This window comes from Micromonospora sp. NPDC003197, from assembly GCF_053590565.1.
Map to the genome: position 1 here is coordinate 38604 of NZ_JBSFTE010000025.1, position 14980 is coordinate 53583.

The 14980-nt window shown below is 70.3% G+C and carries 15 protein-coding genes; 4 read left to right on the top strand and 11 right to left on the bottom strand.

The window, feature by feature from the left end; all coding sequences use genetic code 11:
• Positions 1-89: 89 nt before the first annotated feature.
• Both ACWDV4_RS23810 and ACWDV4_RS23815 read left to right on the top strand, forming a co-directional pair.
• The gene (locus tag ACWDV4_RS23810) at positions 90-593 is read left to right on the top strand and encodes a hypothetical protein (protein ID WP_449982508.1); all 504 of its coding nucleotides are present in this window, start codon (positions 90-92) and stop codon (positions 591-593) included.
• A gap of 59 nt (positions 594-652) precedes the next feature.
• Entirely contained in the window at positions 653-1087 is a 435-nt protein-coding gene (locus ACWDV4_RS23815) for a hypothetical protein (RefSeq protein ID WP_449982510.1), read from the top strand.
• 30 nt (positions 1088-1117) lie between these two features.
• Here the strand turns inward: ACWDV4_RS23815 and ACWDV4_RS23820 are convergent, their stop codons facing one another.
• The 8 genes from ACWDV4_RS23820 to ACWDV4_RS23855 are packed head-to-tail and all read right to left on the bottom strand — an operon-like array spanning position 1118 to position 10040.
• A complete protein-coding gene (locus tag ACWDV4_RS23820) occupies positions 1118-2107 on the bottom strand; it encodes a DNA topoisomerase IB (protein ID WP_449982513.1) in 990 nt (329 codons plus the stop codon).
• Positions 2088-3119 (bottom strand): glycosyltransferase family 9 protein, encoded by a 1032-nt coding sequence (locus ACWDV4_RS23825; RefSeq protein WP_449982516.1) that lies wholly within the window; start codon positions 3117-3119, stop codon positions 2088-2090. Before ACWDV4_RS23825 ends, ACWDV4_RS23820 begins: the two co-directional genes overlap by 20 nt.
• On the bottom strand, positions 3116-3844 hold the full coding sequence (locus ACWDV4_RS23830; RefSeq protein WP_449982519.1) for an SDR family oxidoreductase: 729 nt from the start codon (positions 3842-3844) through the stop codon (positions 3116-3118). Before ACWDV4_RS23830 ends, ACWDV4_RS23825 begins: the two co-directional genes overlap by 4 nt.
• Positions 3841-5301 carry a PfkB family carbohydrate kinase gene (locus tag ACWDV4_RS23835; RefSeq protein ID WP_449982522.1) on the bottom strand — a complete coding sequence of 487 codons (1461 nt, stop codon included), beginning with the start codon at positions 5299-5301 and terminating at the stop codon, positions 3841-3843. The genes ACWDV4_RS23830 and ACWDV4_RS23835 overlap by 4 nt, the downstream gene beginning before the upstream one ends.
• Entirely contained in the window at positions 5298-6203 is a 906-nt protein-coding gene (locus ACWDV4_RS23840; protein ID WP_449982525.1) for a D-sedoheptulose-7-phosphate isomerase, read from the bottom strand. Before ACWDV4_RS23840 ends, ACWDV4_RS23835 begins: the two co-directional genes overlap by 4 nt.
• Positions 6203-7417 carry a glycosyltransferase gene (locus tag ACWDV4_RS23845; protein WP_449982528.1) on the bottom strand — a complete coding sequence of 405 codons (1215 nt, stop codon included), beginning with the start codon at positions 7415-7417 and terminating at the stop codon, positions 6203-6205. The genes ACWDV4_RS23840 and ACWDV4_RS23845 overlap by 1 nt, the downstream gene beginning before the upstream one ends.
• Positions 7408-8376 carry a glycosyltransferase gene (locus tag ACWDV4_RS23850; RefSeq protein ID WP_449982530.1) on the bottom strand — a complete coding sequence of 323 codons (969 nt, stop codon included), beginning with the start codon at positions 8374-8376 and terminating at the stop codon, positions 7408-7410. Before ACWDV4_RS23850 ends, ACWDV4_RS23845 begins: the two co-directional genes overlap by 10 nt.
• Positions 8373-10040, bottom strand: a complete 1668-nt coding sequence (locus ACWDV4_RS23855; RefSeq protein ID WP_449982533.1) for an HAD-IIIA family hydrolase — start codon at positions 10038-10040, stop codon at positions 8373-8375. The genes ACWDV4_RS23850 and ACWDV4_RS23855 overlap by 4 nt, the downstream gene beginning before the upstream one ends.
• A 274-nt stretch (positions 10041-10314) precedes the next feature.
• On the opposite strand from ACWDV4_RS23855, the gene ACWDV4_RS23860 reads away from it, so the two are divergent.
• Positions 10315-11100, top strand: a complete 786-nt coding sequence (locus tag ACWDV4_RS23860; RefSeq protein WP_449982535.1) for a polyprenol monophosphomannose synthase — start codon at positions 10315-10317, stop codon at positions 11098-11100.
• A gap of 121 nt (positions 11101-11221) precedes the next feature.
• A complete protein-coding gene (locus ACWDV4_RS23865) occupies positions 11222-11419 on the top strand; it encodes a hypothetical protein (RefSeq protein ID WP_449982537.1) in 198 nt (65 codons plus the stop codon).
• Positions 11420-11462: 43 nt separating this feature from the next.
• On the opposite strand, the gene ACWDV4_RS23870 is transcribed toward ACWDV4_RS23865, so the two are convergent.
• From ACWDV4_RS23870 to ACWDV4_RS23880, 3 genes are all read right to left on the bottom strand, one after another.
• Positions 11463-11738, bottom strand: a complete 276-nt coding sequence (locus ACWDV4_RS23870) for a DUF4190 domain-containing protein (RefSeq protein ID WP_449982540.1) — start codon at positions 11736-11738, stop codon at positions 11463-11465.
• A gap of 251 nt (positions 11739-11989) precedes the next feature.
• Positions 11990-13537, bottom strand: a complete 1548-nt coding sequence (locus ACWDV4_RS23875; protein WP_449982542.1) for a hypothetical protein — start codon at positions 13535-13537, stop codon at positions 11990-11992.
• Complete coding sequence (locus ACWDV4_RS23880) at positions 13425-14831, bottom strand: hypothetical protein (protein WP_449982544.1); 1407 nt, start codon at positions 14829-14831, stop codon at positions 13425-13427. Before ACWDV4_RS23880 ends, ACWDV4_RS23875 begins: the two co-directional genes overlap by 113 nt.
• Positions 14832-14980: the final 149 nt, after the last annotated feature.

Below are 14980 nucleotides of genomic sequence, written 5' to 3' on the forward strand. Positions count from 1 at the left end.
TGGGGACGTTTGGCCCTACCGCACTAGGGTTACTGTGACAAAACGTCCTGGCGCGACACGCGCTGCCATGAAAGCGGGAGGGCATTGCCGTGACCACCCAACCGGTGTCCAGCACGTTCGGATTCTCCGATGACGAGTGGGGGCTGCTGGTCGGCCTGCCGCACGCGGTGCTCACCGCGGCCAGCGCCGCCGAGTCGGACGGCACTCGACGCACCAGGGCGGAGAACGCCGTGGGCCTGGAGGCGATGGCCGGGGGCCGGGAGTCGGCCAGCCCGCTGGTCGCTGCCATCGCCGGGGAGCTGGTGTCCCGGGTGGGCGACCCGGAGGCGGGCGAGGAACTACCGGTGATCGAACCGATCAACCCGGAGGCGGTGATCACGGACGTGCTGGAGCGCGCCCGCGCCGCCTCGGCCCTGCTGGCCAAGAAGGTCGACGAGGGTGATGCCGGGGCGTACAAGCACTGGCTCGTCGAGATCGCCGAACAGGTGGTCACCGCCGCCAGCACCGGCGGGATACTCGGCCTCGGCGGTGACATCGTCACCGAGTCGGAGCGGCGGTTCCGGGACGAACTGTCCAGCGTGCTCAACGACTAGCCGGACGGGTCGCCTAACCGGGTAGGCAGGGGTGGCAGCGTGCGCCGACAATGGTCGCCGTGACGAGCCAGACCCCTGCCCCCGAATCGACCTCCGCCGAATCGACCTCCGCCGAGACCACCCCCTCTGAGAGCACCGACGCTGCCGCGACCGAAACCAGCGCTACGTCTGAGACCAGCGCCGCGACCGGAACCAGCGCCGCAGCTGAGACCAGCGCCGTGACCGAGCCGACCGCCACGGTGGCCATCACCACTCCGCAGACCGCGACGAAGGTCAGGGTGGACACCCCCGGAGTCACCGTGGAGATCGAGGCGCACGAGCCACTGGATCAGGTGGTGGCCACCGCGATGCGTGTGTTCCACGAGGCGGGCGGTTGGCCGCAGGAGAACCGCTACGCGGCCGGGTTCGCCCAGGTCGAGCGGCGGGACGCCGCGCCGGTCCAGGCCAGTTCCATGCCGTACGCTCCGGGACCGTATCCCGTACAAGCGCCCTGACCTGACCGAGCCGACACCTCGCCGGAAAGGTCACTCCTTCTCCGGCGCGATCAGGTCAAGAACGGCGTTCTCCGCCACCTCCCGGGGTGCGTCCGCGTCGACCCGGGCCAGCACGCCATCGTGGTAGAGGTCGACCACCCGAGGGTCGACATAGGAGGTCCGGGCCACGGTCGGGGTGTTGCCCAGCAGCTCGGCCACCTCCCGCATCACCCCGGCCACGACCCGTTTACGCCGGGTCGCCGACGGCTGCGGTCCGGCTACGGCGAGCTGCGTGCTGGCCAGCACGGTGGCATGCCAGGTACGGAAATCCTTGGCCGTCATCTCGCCCCCGCTGGCCGCCCGCAGGTAGTCGTTGACGTCGTCACTGCGTACGTCGTGCCAGGCTCGCCCGTCCCAGTAGCCGAAGAGCCGTTCCGCCGTACGACGACGGGAGCGCAGGTCACGCAGGACAGCGCACAGGTCCGGGTCGACCACTTCGCAGACCTGTTCGATGCCGCCCTTGGCCGGAAACTCGAACACCATCCGCCCTCGGCGGGACCGGGCGTGCTCGGGGCGTAGCGTGGCCACGCCAAAGGTGGCGTCGTCGCCGGCCGCGTACTGGTCACTGCCGACCCGGAAGGTCCCCATGTCCAGCAGCTTCGTCACCGTGGCCAGCACCCGCTGCTGACTCAGCCCTCGACCGGCCAGATCGTTCTCCACCCGGTCGCGTAGCTTCGGCAGTCGGGTGGCGACCTCCAGCACGTGGTCGAACTTGGCCTCGTCCTGTTTGCGTCGCCACAGCGGGTGGTAGAGGTACTGTTTGCGTCCGGCGGCGTCGGTGCCGGTGGCCTGGATGTGCCCACCCGGTTGCGGCGAAATCCAGACGTCTCGCCAGGCCGGCGGGATGGCCAGCGCGTTCAGTCGGTCGATCTCGGCTCGGTCACGGATCGGCTGCCCGGCCTGGTCGAAGTAGGTCGTGCCACGGCCTCGCCGTCGCCGCCCGTAGCCGGGTTTGCCGAGGTCACTTCGCCGTAACCGCACCGCGTGCCTGCCCCGCCCGATCGGCTTCGTCCACCGCCGCCAGCACCTGGTCGATGTTGATCGCGGCCAACGCCGGCCGTATCCGCTGCCAGTCCGCACGCTGATCTGCACGCCGATCTGCACGCTGATCTGCACGCCGATCCGCACGCCGATCCGCGACCGAGCCGAGATCGACTGACCCGGTCAGTTCTTCGCTCCACAGTGTGCGGTGCCACGGGCGGTCCGGCGGCGGCCCCCACTGGCGGGGCGAGACCGGGCCGAAGAGCACCACCGAGGGCGTCCCGTACGCGGTGGCCAGGTGTGCCACCCCGGTGTCGGCGCTGACCACGAGCCGGCCGTGCGCCACCAGGGCGGCCAGCTCTCCCAGGTCGCCCCGCCCGGCGAGCACACTGGCCCCGGGCAGGCCGGCCTGGCGGGCGACCCGCTCGGCCAGGTCCCGTTCGGCCGCCGACCCGGTCACCACCACCCGATGCCCCAGTCGGGTCAGCTCCCGGGCCACCGTCGCGAACCGGCCCGGTGCCCACCGTTTACCCATCACCTTGGCCCCTGGATGCACGACCGTCACCCCCACCGGTACCCGATCCGGGCGGGGTCTACGCAACCCCAGGTCGGTCGGGTCGGCGGCGATGTCGTACCAGGCCAGCAGGCGGCACCAGCGATGTACCTCGTGCTCGTCGGTGTCCCACGCCGGACCGTCGTGGTGTTCGGCCGGGGCGCAGGCGAAGGCGACCATTCGCTGCGGACGCGCGGTCAGCAGCAGCTCGTGCGACTGCGGCCCCTGCCCATGCAGGTTCACCGCCCAGTGCGGCGGCTCGAGCCCCCACTCGCGGCTGGTCAGGCCATCGGTCGGAACGACCTGGTCGATACCGCCGATCAGCTCGACCAGCGGGGCCAGCCAGTCCGGGGCGGCCAACGCCAAGGTCCGGTCAGGGAACGCGGCGCGCAGCCCGCGCAGCGCCGGCACCGCCGTGGCGAGGTCACCGACGCCGAGCGCCCGCAGCACCAGGATCACGGGTACGAGGTCTCCGTCTCGGCGCAGACGACCATCTCCCGTACGGCGCAGCCGGCCGGCTGGCCGAGCGCGAACAGCACCGCCGAGGCGACGTGGGCCGGGTCGTTGAGTGAAGCATCGGCACCGGGGCGGTACTTCTCCTCACGTTCGTCGAAGAACGCCGTACGCATGCCTCCCGGCACCAGCAGCGTGACCCCGACGGAGCCGGCGAGTTCGGCGGCGAGTGCCCGGGTGAAGCCGACCACCCCGAACTTCGCGGCGCAGTACGCGGTCGCGTCGCCGACGGCCTTCACGCCCAGCGTCGAGGCGACGGTGACGATCCGGCCGTGTGAGCGTTCCAGGTAGGGCAGGGCCGCTCGGATGACTGCGGCGGTGGCCAGCAGGTCCACGGTCACCACCCGTTCCCAGGTTTCGGCCGGTACGTCCACCAGCCGCCCCGGTACGTCCATGCCGGCGGCGGTGACCACGGCGTCCAGCCCACCGGCCCGCTCGGCGAGTTCCCGGGTGGCCGCCTCGGCGGCCCGGGTGTCGGCCAGGTCGCACTCCACCCAGGACGCTCCGTCCTCGGGGGCCTGCCGATCCAGCACGTACGGCCGTCCGCCGGCCTTGACGACTCCGGCGACCACGGCCGCGCCCAGTCCACTCGATCCGCCGGTGACCAGGACGGCCGGGCCGGTGCCCGGTTCCGCCCCGGCCGGGCCGGTGCCCAGTCCGTCGTTCGTCATCGGCTCTCCCCCACCGGCTGGCGGCCGGCCGACCGGGCCGCGTCGATCATGCTGGTGGTGGACCGGCCGTCCAGGTAGGGCACCACCACGGTCTGTCCGCCCCAACGATGCAGGAGTTCCGCCTCCGGCAGCCGGGGTTCGTCCCCACCACCGGTGTCGTAGTCGCCGCCCTTGACCCAGATGTCGGGTCGCAGCCAGGAGAGGGCGGCGTGCGGGGTGGACTCGTCGAAGACCACGACCGCGTCGACACAGCCGAGCGCGGCCAGCAGCCGACTTCGGTCGGCCTGCCGGACCAGCGGCCGGTCCGGTCCCTTGAGGTTCGCCACGCTGGCGTCGGAGTTGAGGCAGACGATCAGGCAGTCGCCCAGTCGGCGGGCGGCCTCCAGGGTGGCCACGTGCCCGGCGTGCAGCAGGTCGAAGCAACCGCCGGTCGCCACCACCGTTCCGCCGGCTGCCCGTACCCGGGCGACCATCGCACCGGCTGCCGCCACCCCGATCCGCTCCCCGCGCCCGCTGACCGGTACCGCCACCGCCACCTCCGGGGCCGGCGGGGTCACCGCCACCGGGGCCGGTACGGCCGCCGCCACTCCCCCGCCGGCCACGTAGCGGGACGCCTCGGCCACCCCGTGCTGCACCGCCTCGGAGACCAGCGCGCCCCGGGCCAGCGCAACGGTCGCGGCGGCGGCGAACCGGTCACCGGCCCCGCAGGTGTCACCGTCGGCGCTGGCGGGGGCGGGCACCACCAGCGGTGTCTCGCCGGCATGGCAGAGCAGTGCGCCCTCGCCGCCCAGGGTCACCGCGACCGCGCGGGCCCGCCAGCGCTGCCGTAGTCCCTGTGCGCCGCGAGCGGCGACGTCCAGTCGGGGTCCGCTGGTGGCGGTGCCGGACAGTTCCCGGGCCTCGGTCTCGTTCGGCGTGGCGAGCCACACGCCCGGCACCGCCCCCGGGCCGCGCGGGTGCGGGTCCCACACCACCGGGGCCCGGGTCGCGGCCAGCGCGGACCGCAGGCTCGGCTGCCGTGCCACGCCCCGGCCGTAGTCGCTGACCAGGATCGCCGCCGCCTCGGCCAGCACCTCCAGTACCGCGTCGGTGGGTTCGCCGGGCGATCCGGCCGGGCCGCCCCGGTCGTAGCGCAGCAGCATTCGGCCCTGGGTCCGCAGCCGGATCTTCTCCGGGGTGGAGCCGGGCAGGGGCAACGCGTAGACCTGCACCCCGGCGGCGGTGAGCAGGGCGCTGAGCCGGGCCCCACCGGCATCGTCGGCGAGCGCGGTGACCAGGACCACCTCGAATCCCTGGTCGACGGCGAAGAGCGCGGCCAGGCCGGCACCGCCGGGGCGGTCGACGTGGTTGCTCTCGTCCAGGACCGGTACCGGCGAGTCCGGGCAGAGCCGATTGACCATGCCCTCGACGTCCCGGTCGAGCAGCGTGTCACCGAGGACGACCAGCCGGGCGGTCACCAGACAGCTCCCCGGGCCGGTTCGACCTCCGCTGACTCGACACGGCCCGGCTCAACACGGCCCGGCTCGACACGAGCTGACTCGACACGGCCCGACTCGACACGAGCCGCCTCGGCCCGATCCGCTTCGGCTTGATCGGCGAGGACACCCGGTAGGGCGGCGTCGACGTACTCGCACAGCACGTGTGCGGAGACCAGGTGCAGTTCCTGCACCACCTGCGGGTCGGACGAGGGTACGGCCACCACCTCGGCGCAGGCCTCGGCCAACGGGTTGGGCCCGGGACCGGTCAGCGCCCAGCAGCGCAGTCCCGCCTCCCGGCCAGCGTGCGCGGCGCGCACCAGGTTGGCGCTGCGGCCGCTGGTGGAGAGCAGCAGCAGGATGTCGTCCGGGCGGCCGTGGGCGCGTACCTGCCGAGCGAACATGTTCTCGTACCCGTAGTCGTTGCTGATCGCGGTGACCGCCGAGGTGTCGGCGCAGAGGGCGATCGCCGACAGCGGCTGACGGTCGTCGCGCAGCTTCCCGACGAGTTCGGTGACCAGGTGCTGGGCCTCGGCCGCGCTGCCACCGTTGCCGGCGACCAGCAGCCGCCCCCCGGCGACCAGCCGCCGGGTCAGCACGTCGCCCCACCGGCCCAGCTTGTCCGCCGCCTCGCGGTACGGCAGCAACGCCGCCGCCAGGCCGGCAAGGTGACTGTCCAGGATGCCGGCGGCACCGGCCCGCAGCGCATCGCCCGGTCGCAGCGCATCGCCCGGTCGCAGCGCATCGCCCGGTCGCAACGTATCCCCCGGTCGCACCGCATCGCCTGGCCGCAACGCGTCCCCCACGGTCTGCGGCAGCACTGGGGCGACCGGCTCCCGGCCGGTGTCCCCGGCCAGCACGTCCCTGCCGATGGCTTCGGTCATCAGGCCACCACCCGACTCGGCCGGCGTACGCCACTGACCGCGGTGTAGACGGCGGTGAGCTGGTCGGCGGCGCGTCGCCAGGAGTAGTGCTCCCGAATCCGGTCCAGGGCGGCGGTGCCATAGCCGAGCCGGCGTACCTGGTCGTCGAGGAGGTTCCGCAGTGCCAGACCGAGCGCCCGGGAATCCCGGGGCGGCACCAGGTCACCGGTAAGCCCGTCGACGATCGTGTCGATGAGTCCGCCGACGGCGGTGCCGACCACCGGTACGCCGCACGCCATCGCCTCCAGTGGGGTCAGGCCAAACGGCTCGTACCAGGGGGCGGCGACCAGTACATCGGCCGAGCGGTACCACTGCGCCATCTCCTCGCGGGGTACCGCACCGACGAGGCACACCCGGTCGGCCACCCGGTACGTCTCGGCCAGTGCCCGCAGTCGGCGGGCCTGTGGATCGACAGCGAGCTGCTCGGGAGGCGGACCGCCGACGATCACGCACTCGGCCTCCGGCACCAGCCGCATCGCGCTGATCAGGTCCTGGAATCCCTTGCGTTCGACCAGCCGGCCGACGGAGAGGATCCGGGGCCGGTCGCCCCGGTAGGCCACCGCCCCGACGGGCGAGAAGTTCTGTTCGTTGACCCCGGAGGGGATCACCGTCATCCGGGACCAGGGCACCCCCATCCGGATCAGCTCGCGTACCTCGTCCTGGCTCTGCGCGACGACCCGGTCGACGGCACGACCCAGGTCGCGTTCGTAGCTGACCCGATTCGCCGGGCTGGTGTCCATCGCGCCCTGGTGCCGCCGCTTGACCGTGCCCAGGGCGTGGTACGTCTGCACCACCGGCACCCCGGTCAGTTCGCTGGCGGTCAGGGCGGCGAGCCCGCTCATCCAGAAGTGGGCGTGTGCCACCTCCGGTACCCAGTTGTCGCCCTGCCACTGTGCGGCCAGCCATCGGCCGAACTCGTCCATGTACGGCAGCAGTTCGTCCTTGGCGATCGGCTCCGCTGGCCCGGCCGGTACGTGCACCACGGAGACCCCGTCGAGCATGCGCACCGTGCCGGGCAGGTCGGCGCTGTCGCGTCGGGTGTAGACCCGTACGTCGTGGCCGGCGGCGGCCAGCGCGGTGGACAGCTCGGCGACGTGCGTGTTCTGGCCACCGGCGTCCTCCCCGCCGAGTACGGCGAGCGGGCTGGCGTGCTCCGAGATCATCGCTAGGCGCATAGCTCCTCCTCCAGCAGCCGGTCCCAGTCCGCCAGGAACCGATCCAGGCCGTACCGGGTACGGGCGACCTCGCGGGCGCCGGCCCCGACCCGGTGGGCGACCGCCGGGTCGTCGATCAGCCGGCGGGCGGCGTCCAGCAGGGTGTCCATCCGGGTGGAGAGCACCCCGGCCCGGGGCGGTACGGCCGCGACCGCCTCGGTGGCGGCGAGTACCACCACGGGCATGCCGATGGTCATCGCCTCGATGAGGCTGAGCCCGAGGGACGTCCAGCGGCACAGGTGCAGGTACGCCCGCCGCCGGCCGAGTTCGGCCTGCATCCGGGCCTGCGGCAGGTCGTCGTAGGTGGTCATCCGGTCCGGGGGGAGACCCAGGTGTTCGCCCAGTCCGGTGACGCCCATGCCGAAGACATCCAGTGGGGCGATCTCGGCGAACTGGGGCAGTAGGTCGGTGCCGGTGACCCGCCAGCGGCGTACCGGTTCGTTGACCACGACCGCGAGCCGGTCCAGTTCGCCGGTGTACTGCACCGAGGGCGCGACGATGCCGTGCTCGACAACCGTCGTACGGGTGCCGCCGGTGTCCCAGCACAGCGAGTTGAAGTGGGTGACGTGGGCGATGAGCAGGTCGTCCCGGTCGGCCATCGGATGCCGGGTGTTGGGGACGTCTCCCTTCGGTGTGTTGTGCTCCACGTAGATCGCCGGCACGTCCCGCCCGATCCGGCGGCCCAGCCAGACGCAGGCCAGCTCGTACTCCTCGGGTCGTTGCAGCACGACCAGGTCCACCTCCTGGTCGGCCAGTTCCTCTGCGGACACCTCCTCGACGGTGTCCGGCCAGGTGTAGGTGCGGGCTCGCCCCAACCCGTACGGCCCCCGGTCCGGGGTGACCGGTACGAGGTAGCGGTGTTTGCCGTGCACGAAGGCGGTGGTCCAGGAGCCGTGCACGTGCCAGAGCAGAATGTTCATGGCGACCTCTCCCCGAGCAGCCGAACCGCCTCCACGACACTGTCCGGCTCGACGGTGGACAGGCACGGGTGTCCGGGCACCGGGCAGGTGGTGGCCCGGGTGTGCCGGCAGGCGGCGGCGGCGTCGCCGAGGCGTACCGCCGGGACCCGGTAGGGGCCCCACTGTCCGTACGAGACGGTGGGGGCGAAGAGGCTGACCACCGGGGTGCCGACGGCGGCGGCCAGGTGGGCCGGGCCGGTGTTGCCGACCACCAGGCAGCCGGCGCGGGCGATGATCGCGGCGAGTCCGGTGAGCGAGGTCTGCCCGCCGAGGTCGACACCGTGCCGGCCTGCGACCCGGGTGGCGAGTTCGCCCTCGCCCGGCCCGCCGGTGACCACGACCCGATGGCCGGCGGCGGTGAGCGCGGCGACGATCTGTTCGCAGAGTTCCGGTGGGCAGGCCCGTGCCTCGACCGATGATCCGGGATGCACAACGACGTACCCGGGTTCGGCCACCTCATCGCTACCTGGTGGGGAGGCTACGCAGTCGACGGTGAGGCAGTCGGCGCGCAGCCGTAGCACCGGTTCGTCGTCGGGGGGCAGCGGGAAACCAGCGGCGGCGGCTAGGGAGAGGGCCCGCTCGACCTCCGGGATGCCCAGCGGCACCCGATGCCGTACGTCCAGCAGCGAGCCGGGATAGTCGTCGCTGATCGCGGCGATGCGCCCCACCCCGGCCAGGCGCAGCACCAGCGCGAGCGGCAACGCGGACTGGTGGAAGGAGGTGAAGAGCACCGCCTCCTCGGCACCGACCTGGGTGAGCTGATCGACCATCCGGTCCACCATGGCCCGGTCGATCGGCTCCGGTTGCGGGTCGATCCAGGGCAGCGGCCACTCGATGAGTTCGTCCACCCCGGGCAGTAGTTCGGCGGCGGCCCGCCCGCGGGGGCCGCAGAGCATCACCACCCGGTCGGCTCCGGCCGCGACGGCACGGATGGCAGGGCCGGTGACCAGGACGTCACCGGCCGAGTCCGGGCGGGCCACCAGGACGCATCGCGGTCGTTTCCGGCCGGTGCCCGCGCTGCGGGCAGCGCTGGTCAATCGGTGCCGGCGCAGGATCAGGTCGACCGCACTGGCCAGGTCACCGGCGACGGCCGGCGCGGCGGCCACCTCCTCGGTGCGGGTGACCGGGGTGGGCACCAGGATGCCGGCGGCACCGGCTGCCCCGGCGGCGGTCATGTCGGCACCGATGTCCCCGACGACCACGCACCTGCCGGGCGTCGTGCCCAACTCGCGTGCTGCCGCCCGCACCAGGCCCGGGGCGGGTTTGCGGCAGCGACAGCCGACTTCTCCGGGGGCCGGTGCGGCGTGTGGACAGACCTGCCAGGTGTCGAACGGGCCGAGTAGTTCTTCGACGCGGGCGTTGACTCGGGCCAGGTCCTCGATGGTGAACCGCCCCCGGGCCACACCGGACTGGTTGGTCACCACTCCGATCCGCAGGCCGGCGGCGCGGAGCCGGTCGAGGGCTTCGCGGGCACCGGAGACCGGTCGCACCCGGTCCGGGTCTCCGTTGTACGGGACGTCGTGGATCAGAGTCCCGTCGCGGTCGAAGAGAACGGCCTCGAACAGTGCTGAAGACACGAACCGGGCCACCCCCTCGAACGGGGCGGAACCGGAGCCGGGTCGCATCGCACCGAGGCGGGCGCCTACCGCACCCGGCCTACCCTCGCGAGGATCAACCCGGTCGTTTTGCACGCGGGCAAATTCCCAGGAGCAGGAGGGGTAAACCTGGGCTGCACCCGCCCGGCGTCAGGCCGCCACCCGTACGACTTCGGCATTTTGTCCCGAATTATCAGGTGATATCGGCCGAATCATCATGATCTTGGCCGACCACAGTAAAGGGCCCCGCACTGCATTGACTACCCTTGCCGTTGACCGCTATTGGCAAACCGAGGATGCCCCGATGATCGAACCCGTACAGTTGCCCTCTCCGTGGCGGGACGCACGCCTAACCGTCGTCGTACCCACCTACAACGAGGCTGACAACCTGCCTGTGCTGGTCGATCGCCTCCTCGCTCTCCCCCTGCCGGGCCTGAGCATCCTGATCGCCGACGACAACTCGCCGGACGGCACCGGAGACGTGGCGGACAAGCTCGCCGCCGAGCACCCCGAGCGCATCCAGGTCGTACACCGGGCCGGCAAGGAAGGGCTCGGCCGGGCGTACGTCGACGGCATCACCCGCGCCCTGGAAGGCGGCGCGGAGTACGTGGCGCAGATGGACGCCGACCTGTCCCACCCGCCAGCGGCGCTGCCCGGCATGCTCGGCGCGCTGCTCTCCACCCAGGCCAGCGTGGTGATTGGCTCTCGCTACGTGCCCGGCGGACAACTCGACGAGGCGTGGCCGCTCTACCGCCGCATGCTCAGCGGCTGGGCCAACCTCTACGTGCACACCCTGCTGCGGGTACGCATCCGGGACCTGACCGCCGGCTTCAAGATCTGGTCGGCCGACGCGCTACGGGACATCGGCCTGGACCGGGTGCAGTCCAACGGCTACAGCTTCCAGGTCGAGATGCACTACCTCGCCACCAAACTCGGACACACCATCCTTGAGGTGCCGATCCGGTTCGAAGAGCGCCGCGAGGGCGAATCCAAGATGACGACGGCAACCAAGATTGAAAGTGCCCTGATGCCGTTCAAGCTACGCAGCCGGCACCGCAACATCACCCGCAACGAATCGCACCCGGAGTAGCCCTCTCATTCGTGATCGTTGACGGCTGAGCAGTACGACCCGCCGTACCTTCTGCTGCTGAGCCGCCACCGATCGCGCCCAACAGGTGCTCCACTGCTCGTGCGGGCGTACCGTCGGCTGCGTGGAGGTCCTCCTGCGCGGCGGTCCCGGTAGCGGTCAGGTCGTGTCCGCTACCGGCGAAACCGCGGTGTGGCGGGCCTGCCTCTATCAGCGGACCAACGACTGGGGCAGTGCTCGAGGCAAAGACCTGCGAGTGTACGAGCACCGCCCCGACTGTTGCGAACCCTTCGGTCGGGGTGCCGAAGACCGCTGCGAATAGCTGACGACCATCTCGGCTACCCGCGAGAGCCGAGATCCGACGATCAGAAAAAGTCGAAGAAGTCGTCGAAGAAGTCCTCTATGAAGTACAGCGGCCCAGAGTCGACCATCGTGAACATGCCGGTGAAGAGCATCAAGAGGGTGGGGAGTATCAACACGTACCCCAGGATCATTCCGGCGAGCGCCATCCCGTATCCGCTGGTCTGATCGCGACGGGTGTGGGCGATGCCGACATGCCCGGTAACGATGGCCACGATCGGCGGAAGCCCACAGAGCAGGCAGCCGCCTACCGCGCTGAAAATGCCGGCGATCAGGCTCACGACGGCCGCAGTGGAGGTACGCGGCCCCGGATCAGGCACCGGAGCCGGGCCCGGTACCGGTGCAGGATCAGGTGCCGACGCTGAATGAGGAGCCGGCGCTGGATCAGGACTGAGACTGGGGTCGGTCATCTCGAGAACTTTAGATCTTTGAACGCAATTTCGCATACCTCGCCCCGGCGCATGCCGCATCTTGCACCAGCCCGCCCCACCAGCCGCACATTTCGGACAGTTGCGGGTGCGGCTCGACTGGATCAGCGGCGTGCCCGTACCGCAATCGCAAGTAGCGCGCTGAGAAATCCAACCGTGCGGTAAAACGCGTACGCGATCCACACGCCGAACAGGCACACTGCGAAGAGGCGCGAGACAGTCCCCACGAGGGCCGCACTCTCGCCGAACCTGCCGCCCGCGATCTCGACGGCCGCCACCACAGCCAGAAAGGCCACCGCCCGGCCCATGCCTTCCACCGCTTGCCACAGGTCAGGTACGGCAGCGGAGGCAGGCAGCTCATCTGATCCGATGGTGCTACTGGGCAACGCCTCAGTTGCCGGTGCCGGTAGCGGTGTCTGTGCCGCCTGTGCCGCCAGTTCCTCCACTTGCTGGCCTGCGGCGCGGTCGCTCTCGTGGGAGGAGGCACCCAGTACAGTCGCCAACGTACGAAGAGTTTCCCTGTCCCGGAGCCGTCCGGTACGCGGATCGCTGAGCAGCAGATCCGCGATTGCCCGCCCCTTGGGCCCGGGGTGGGTAAGTAGCCACGCTTTGCCGTAGCCCCTACGCGACCCCGGTGACAGAACGTTGACCGTCCCGTATTGCAAACCAATCTGGTAATGCGGGGAACCATTACCAACCACCAGATGTGGCCCATCGAGCGCTGCTTCCCGCTCGGCTAGCCCTCGACGGTCGCCAAAGATACGCCAAATCTTCCAGGTGATGGTGATGACCGCTCCCGCACCCGCTATCAAGACGCCGACGCCAAACAATTCATGACGCTGCGCGGCTACGCCGACAAGCAGCAACGACGGTACGAGAACGAGCAGGTACCACCCGACGAACAACAGATACTCTTGCCGGTCCAGCCAGCGCTTCAGCCGGGTGCGGTCGGGCTCGTCCGGGAATCGGCGCAGCGGAATCGCTCCCGTCGGCCAGGTCAAGTGCGAGCCGAGGTTATGGAAGCGCTCGCCGGCCAGCACCGTCAACTGTCGTACGAGCCGGGGCCCGTCCCAGTCCACCTCGTTGAGCCGGAACAGCTCCACGGCTGCCTGCCCGTCCACCGGGCTCTCCTCGGTGAGCGGAACCCCCAGGCTCACCCCGGCGGCTGGCACCAGCAGCAGCCTCGGCCCCAACGCCACGCGCTGACGCGGCACTGAGGGGGACTCGACAAGAACAACTGCGGTTATCTCGTCCCACCGCAGATGGCGGTTGAGCTTCGGCGTCCGAATCGACCAGCCCTGCGAGTCGACATCGACTCGGAAGGGCAGTATCGCGCGTCGCACCCGCGGGTAGGCGATCGCCAGGCAAAGCAGCCCAAGCACCCCGTAGAAGAGCCAGCCAGACCAGCCACGGCTCTCGGTCGCCGCCTTGTATGCAGCAGCAACCGCCCCGGAAAGCATCAGCATCCCGAACATCAGGAACGAAACTCGATCAGAGTACGACCGGCGCAACTTCATCGAAACATGATCTACCGTCCGGTCAAGACGACAGCCTCGTGGCCCGGCTCGCCACTCCAAGTAGTGCACCGAGAAATTCGAGAATGCGATATAGAGCGTACATAAGCCACACAGCGCCCAGGCATACAGCAGCAATGATCAAAACGATCCCCACAAAGGCAGCGCCCTCGTCCTCCGCCCAGCCGCCCACAGTGGCGACAGCAACTGGCAGGCCCAACAACACCACCGCCCGACCCAGCCCTTGCACCGCACTCCACAGGTCGTACACATAAGTGACGGCGGGTGGGTCGTTCCACTCGTCGGCGCTGGGCGACGTCTCCACCACCGGCGCCCGCGCCGCCAGTTCTTCCAGTTGCCGGCCTGCGGCGCGGTCGCTCTCGTGGGAGGAGGCACCCAGCACCGCTGCCAACGCGCGAAGATCTTCCTCGGTGCGGAGCTGGCCAGTACGCGGATCGCTGAGCAGCAGCTCCGGGACCTCGCTCCCGTCGTCCCCTGGTTCGGCAAGTAGCCACGCTTTGCCGTGGCCCTTCAGCGTGCCCGGTCTCAGCACGTTGACCGATCCGGCGTGCAGGCTGGTCCGGCGCTGCACGAGGCCAAAGCCGGTCACTAGATCTGATCCATCGATCACGGCTATTTCCTGCTCGGCCAGCACCCGGCAGTCGCCGAAAAAGTGCCAGGCCCTACGGGCGACGGCGACGACCAGGCTCGCCCCCGCGATCAAGACACCCACACCCAGCAATTCATTGCGCTGCGCTGCTATGCCGACGAGCAGCAACGAAGGAACGAGCACGAACAGATACCAGCCGACAAACAGCAGTAACCCTCGCCAGTCCAGCCAAAACATCAGCCGGGCGTGGTCGGGCTCGTCGGGGAATCGGCGCAGCGAAATCCCGTCCCCTGGCCAGGTCAGGTACGAACAGGAGTTGTGGAAGCGCTCACCGGCCAGCACCGCCAACTGTCGTACCAGGCGAGTCTCGCTGTAGTCCACATCGCTGAGCCTGAACAACTCCACCGCTGCCCGCCCGTCCACCGGGCTCTCCTCCGTGAGCGGCACCCCCAGACTCACCCCGGCGGCTGGCACCAGCAGCAGTCTCGACCTCAGTGGCACTGGTCGTTGCTGCACTTCTTCAGGGGCATCGGCGAGAACAACCGCAGCTATCTCGTCCCACCGCAGGTCCTGGTTGAGCTTCGGCGTCCGAATCGACCAGCCCCGCGAGTCGACATCAACCCGAAACGGCAGCATCGCGCGTCGCATCAGTGGGCGTGCCATCGCCAGACCAGCCAGCACGAGCCCTCCGAGGAGGAGCAGGTTGAACCAGTCGAGATGCCGGGTCGCTGCCATGTACGCGGCAGCGACCGCTCCGAAGAGCATCAGCAGCCCGAGGAAGAAGAAGTAAACGCGATCGCTGTACGCCTGCCGCAGCTTCACCAGGTCATCATCGGCCGCCAGGTCAAGCAGCCACGGGGCGCGTACCGCCCTTGAACCAGACAGCGGAACCCGGCTTGCGGGCTTCGCGGCCTGATCGCTCAGCAGGACGGCGTCACCGTGTCGGTGTACGCGTTCGAGGTCGCGGGGAA

What these genes read in the sequence shown, in the direction of transcription:
- ACWDV4_RS23840 (WP_449982525.1), bottom strand. Translation starts at nt 6,203, where the DNA reads ATGACCGAAGCCATCGGCAGGGACGTGCTGGCCGGGGACACCGGCCGG.
- ACWDV4_RS23845 (WP_449982528.1), bottom strand. Translation starts at nt 7,417, where the DNA reads ATGCGCCTAGCGATGATCTCGGAGCACGCCAGCCCGCTCGCCGTACTC.
- ACWDV4_RS23860 (WP_449982535.1), top strand. Translation starts at nt 10,315, where the DNA reads ATGATCGAACCCGTACAGTTGCCCTCTCCGTGGCGGGACGCACGCCTA.
- ACWDV4_RS23850 (WP_449982530.1), bottom strand. Translation starts at nt 8,376, where the DNA reads ATGAACATTCTGCTCTGGCACGTGCACGGCTCCTGGACCACCGCCTTC.
- ACWDV4_RS23855 (WP_449982533.1), bottom strand. Translation starts at nt 10,040, where the DNA reads ATGCGACCCGGCTCCGGTTCCGCCCCGTTCGAGGGGGTGGCCCGGTTC.
- ACWDV4_RS23830 (WP_449982519.1), bottom strand. Translation starts at nt 3,844, where the DNA reads ATGACGAACGACGGACTGGGCACCGGCCCGGCCGGGGCGGAACCGGGC.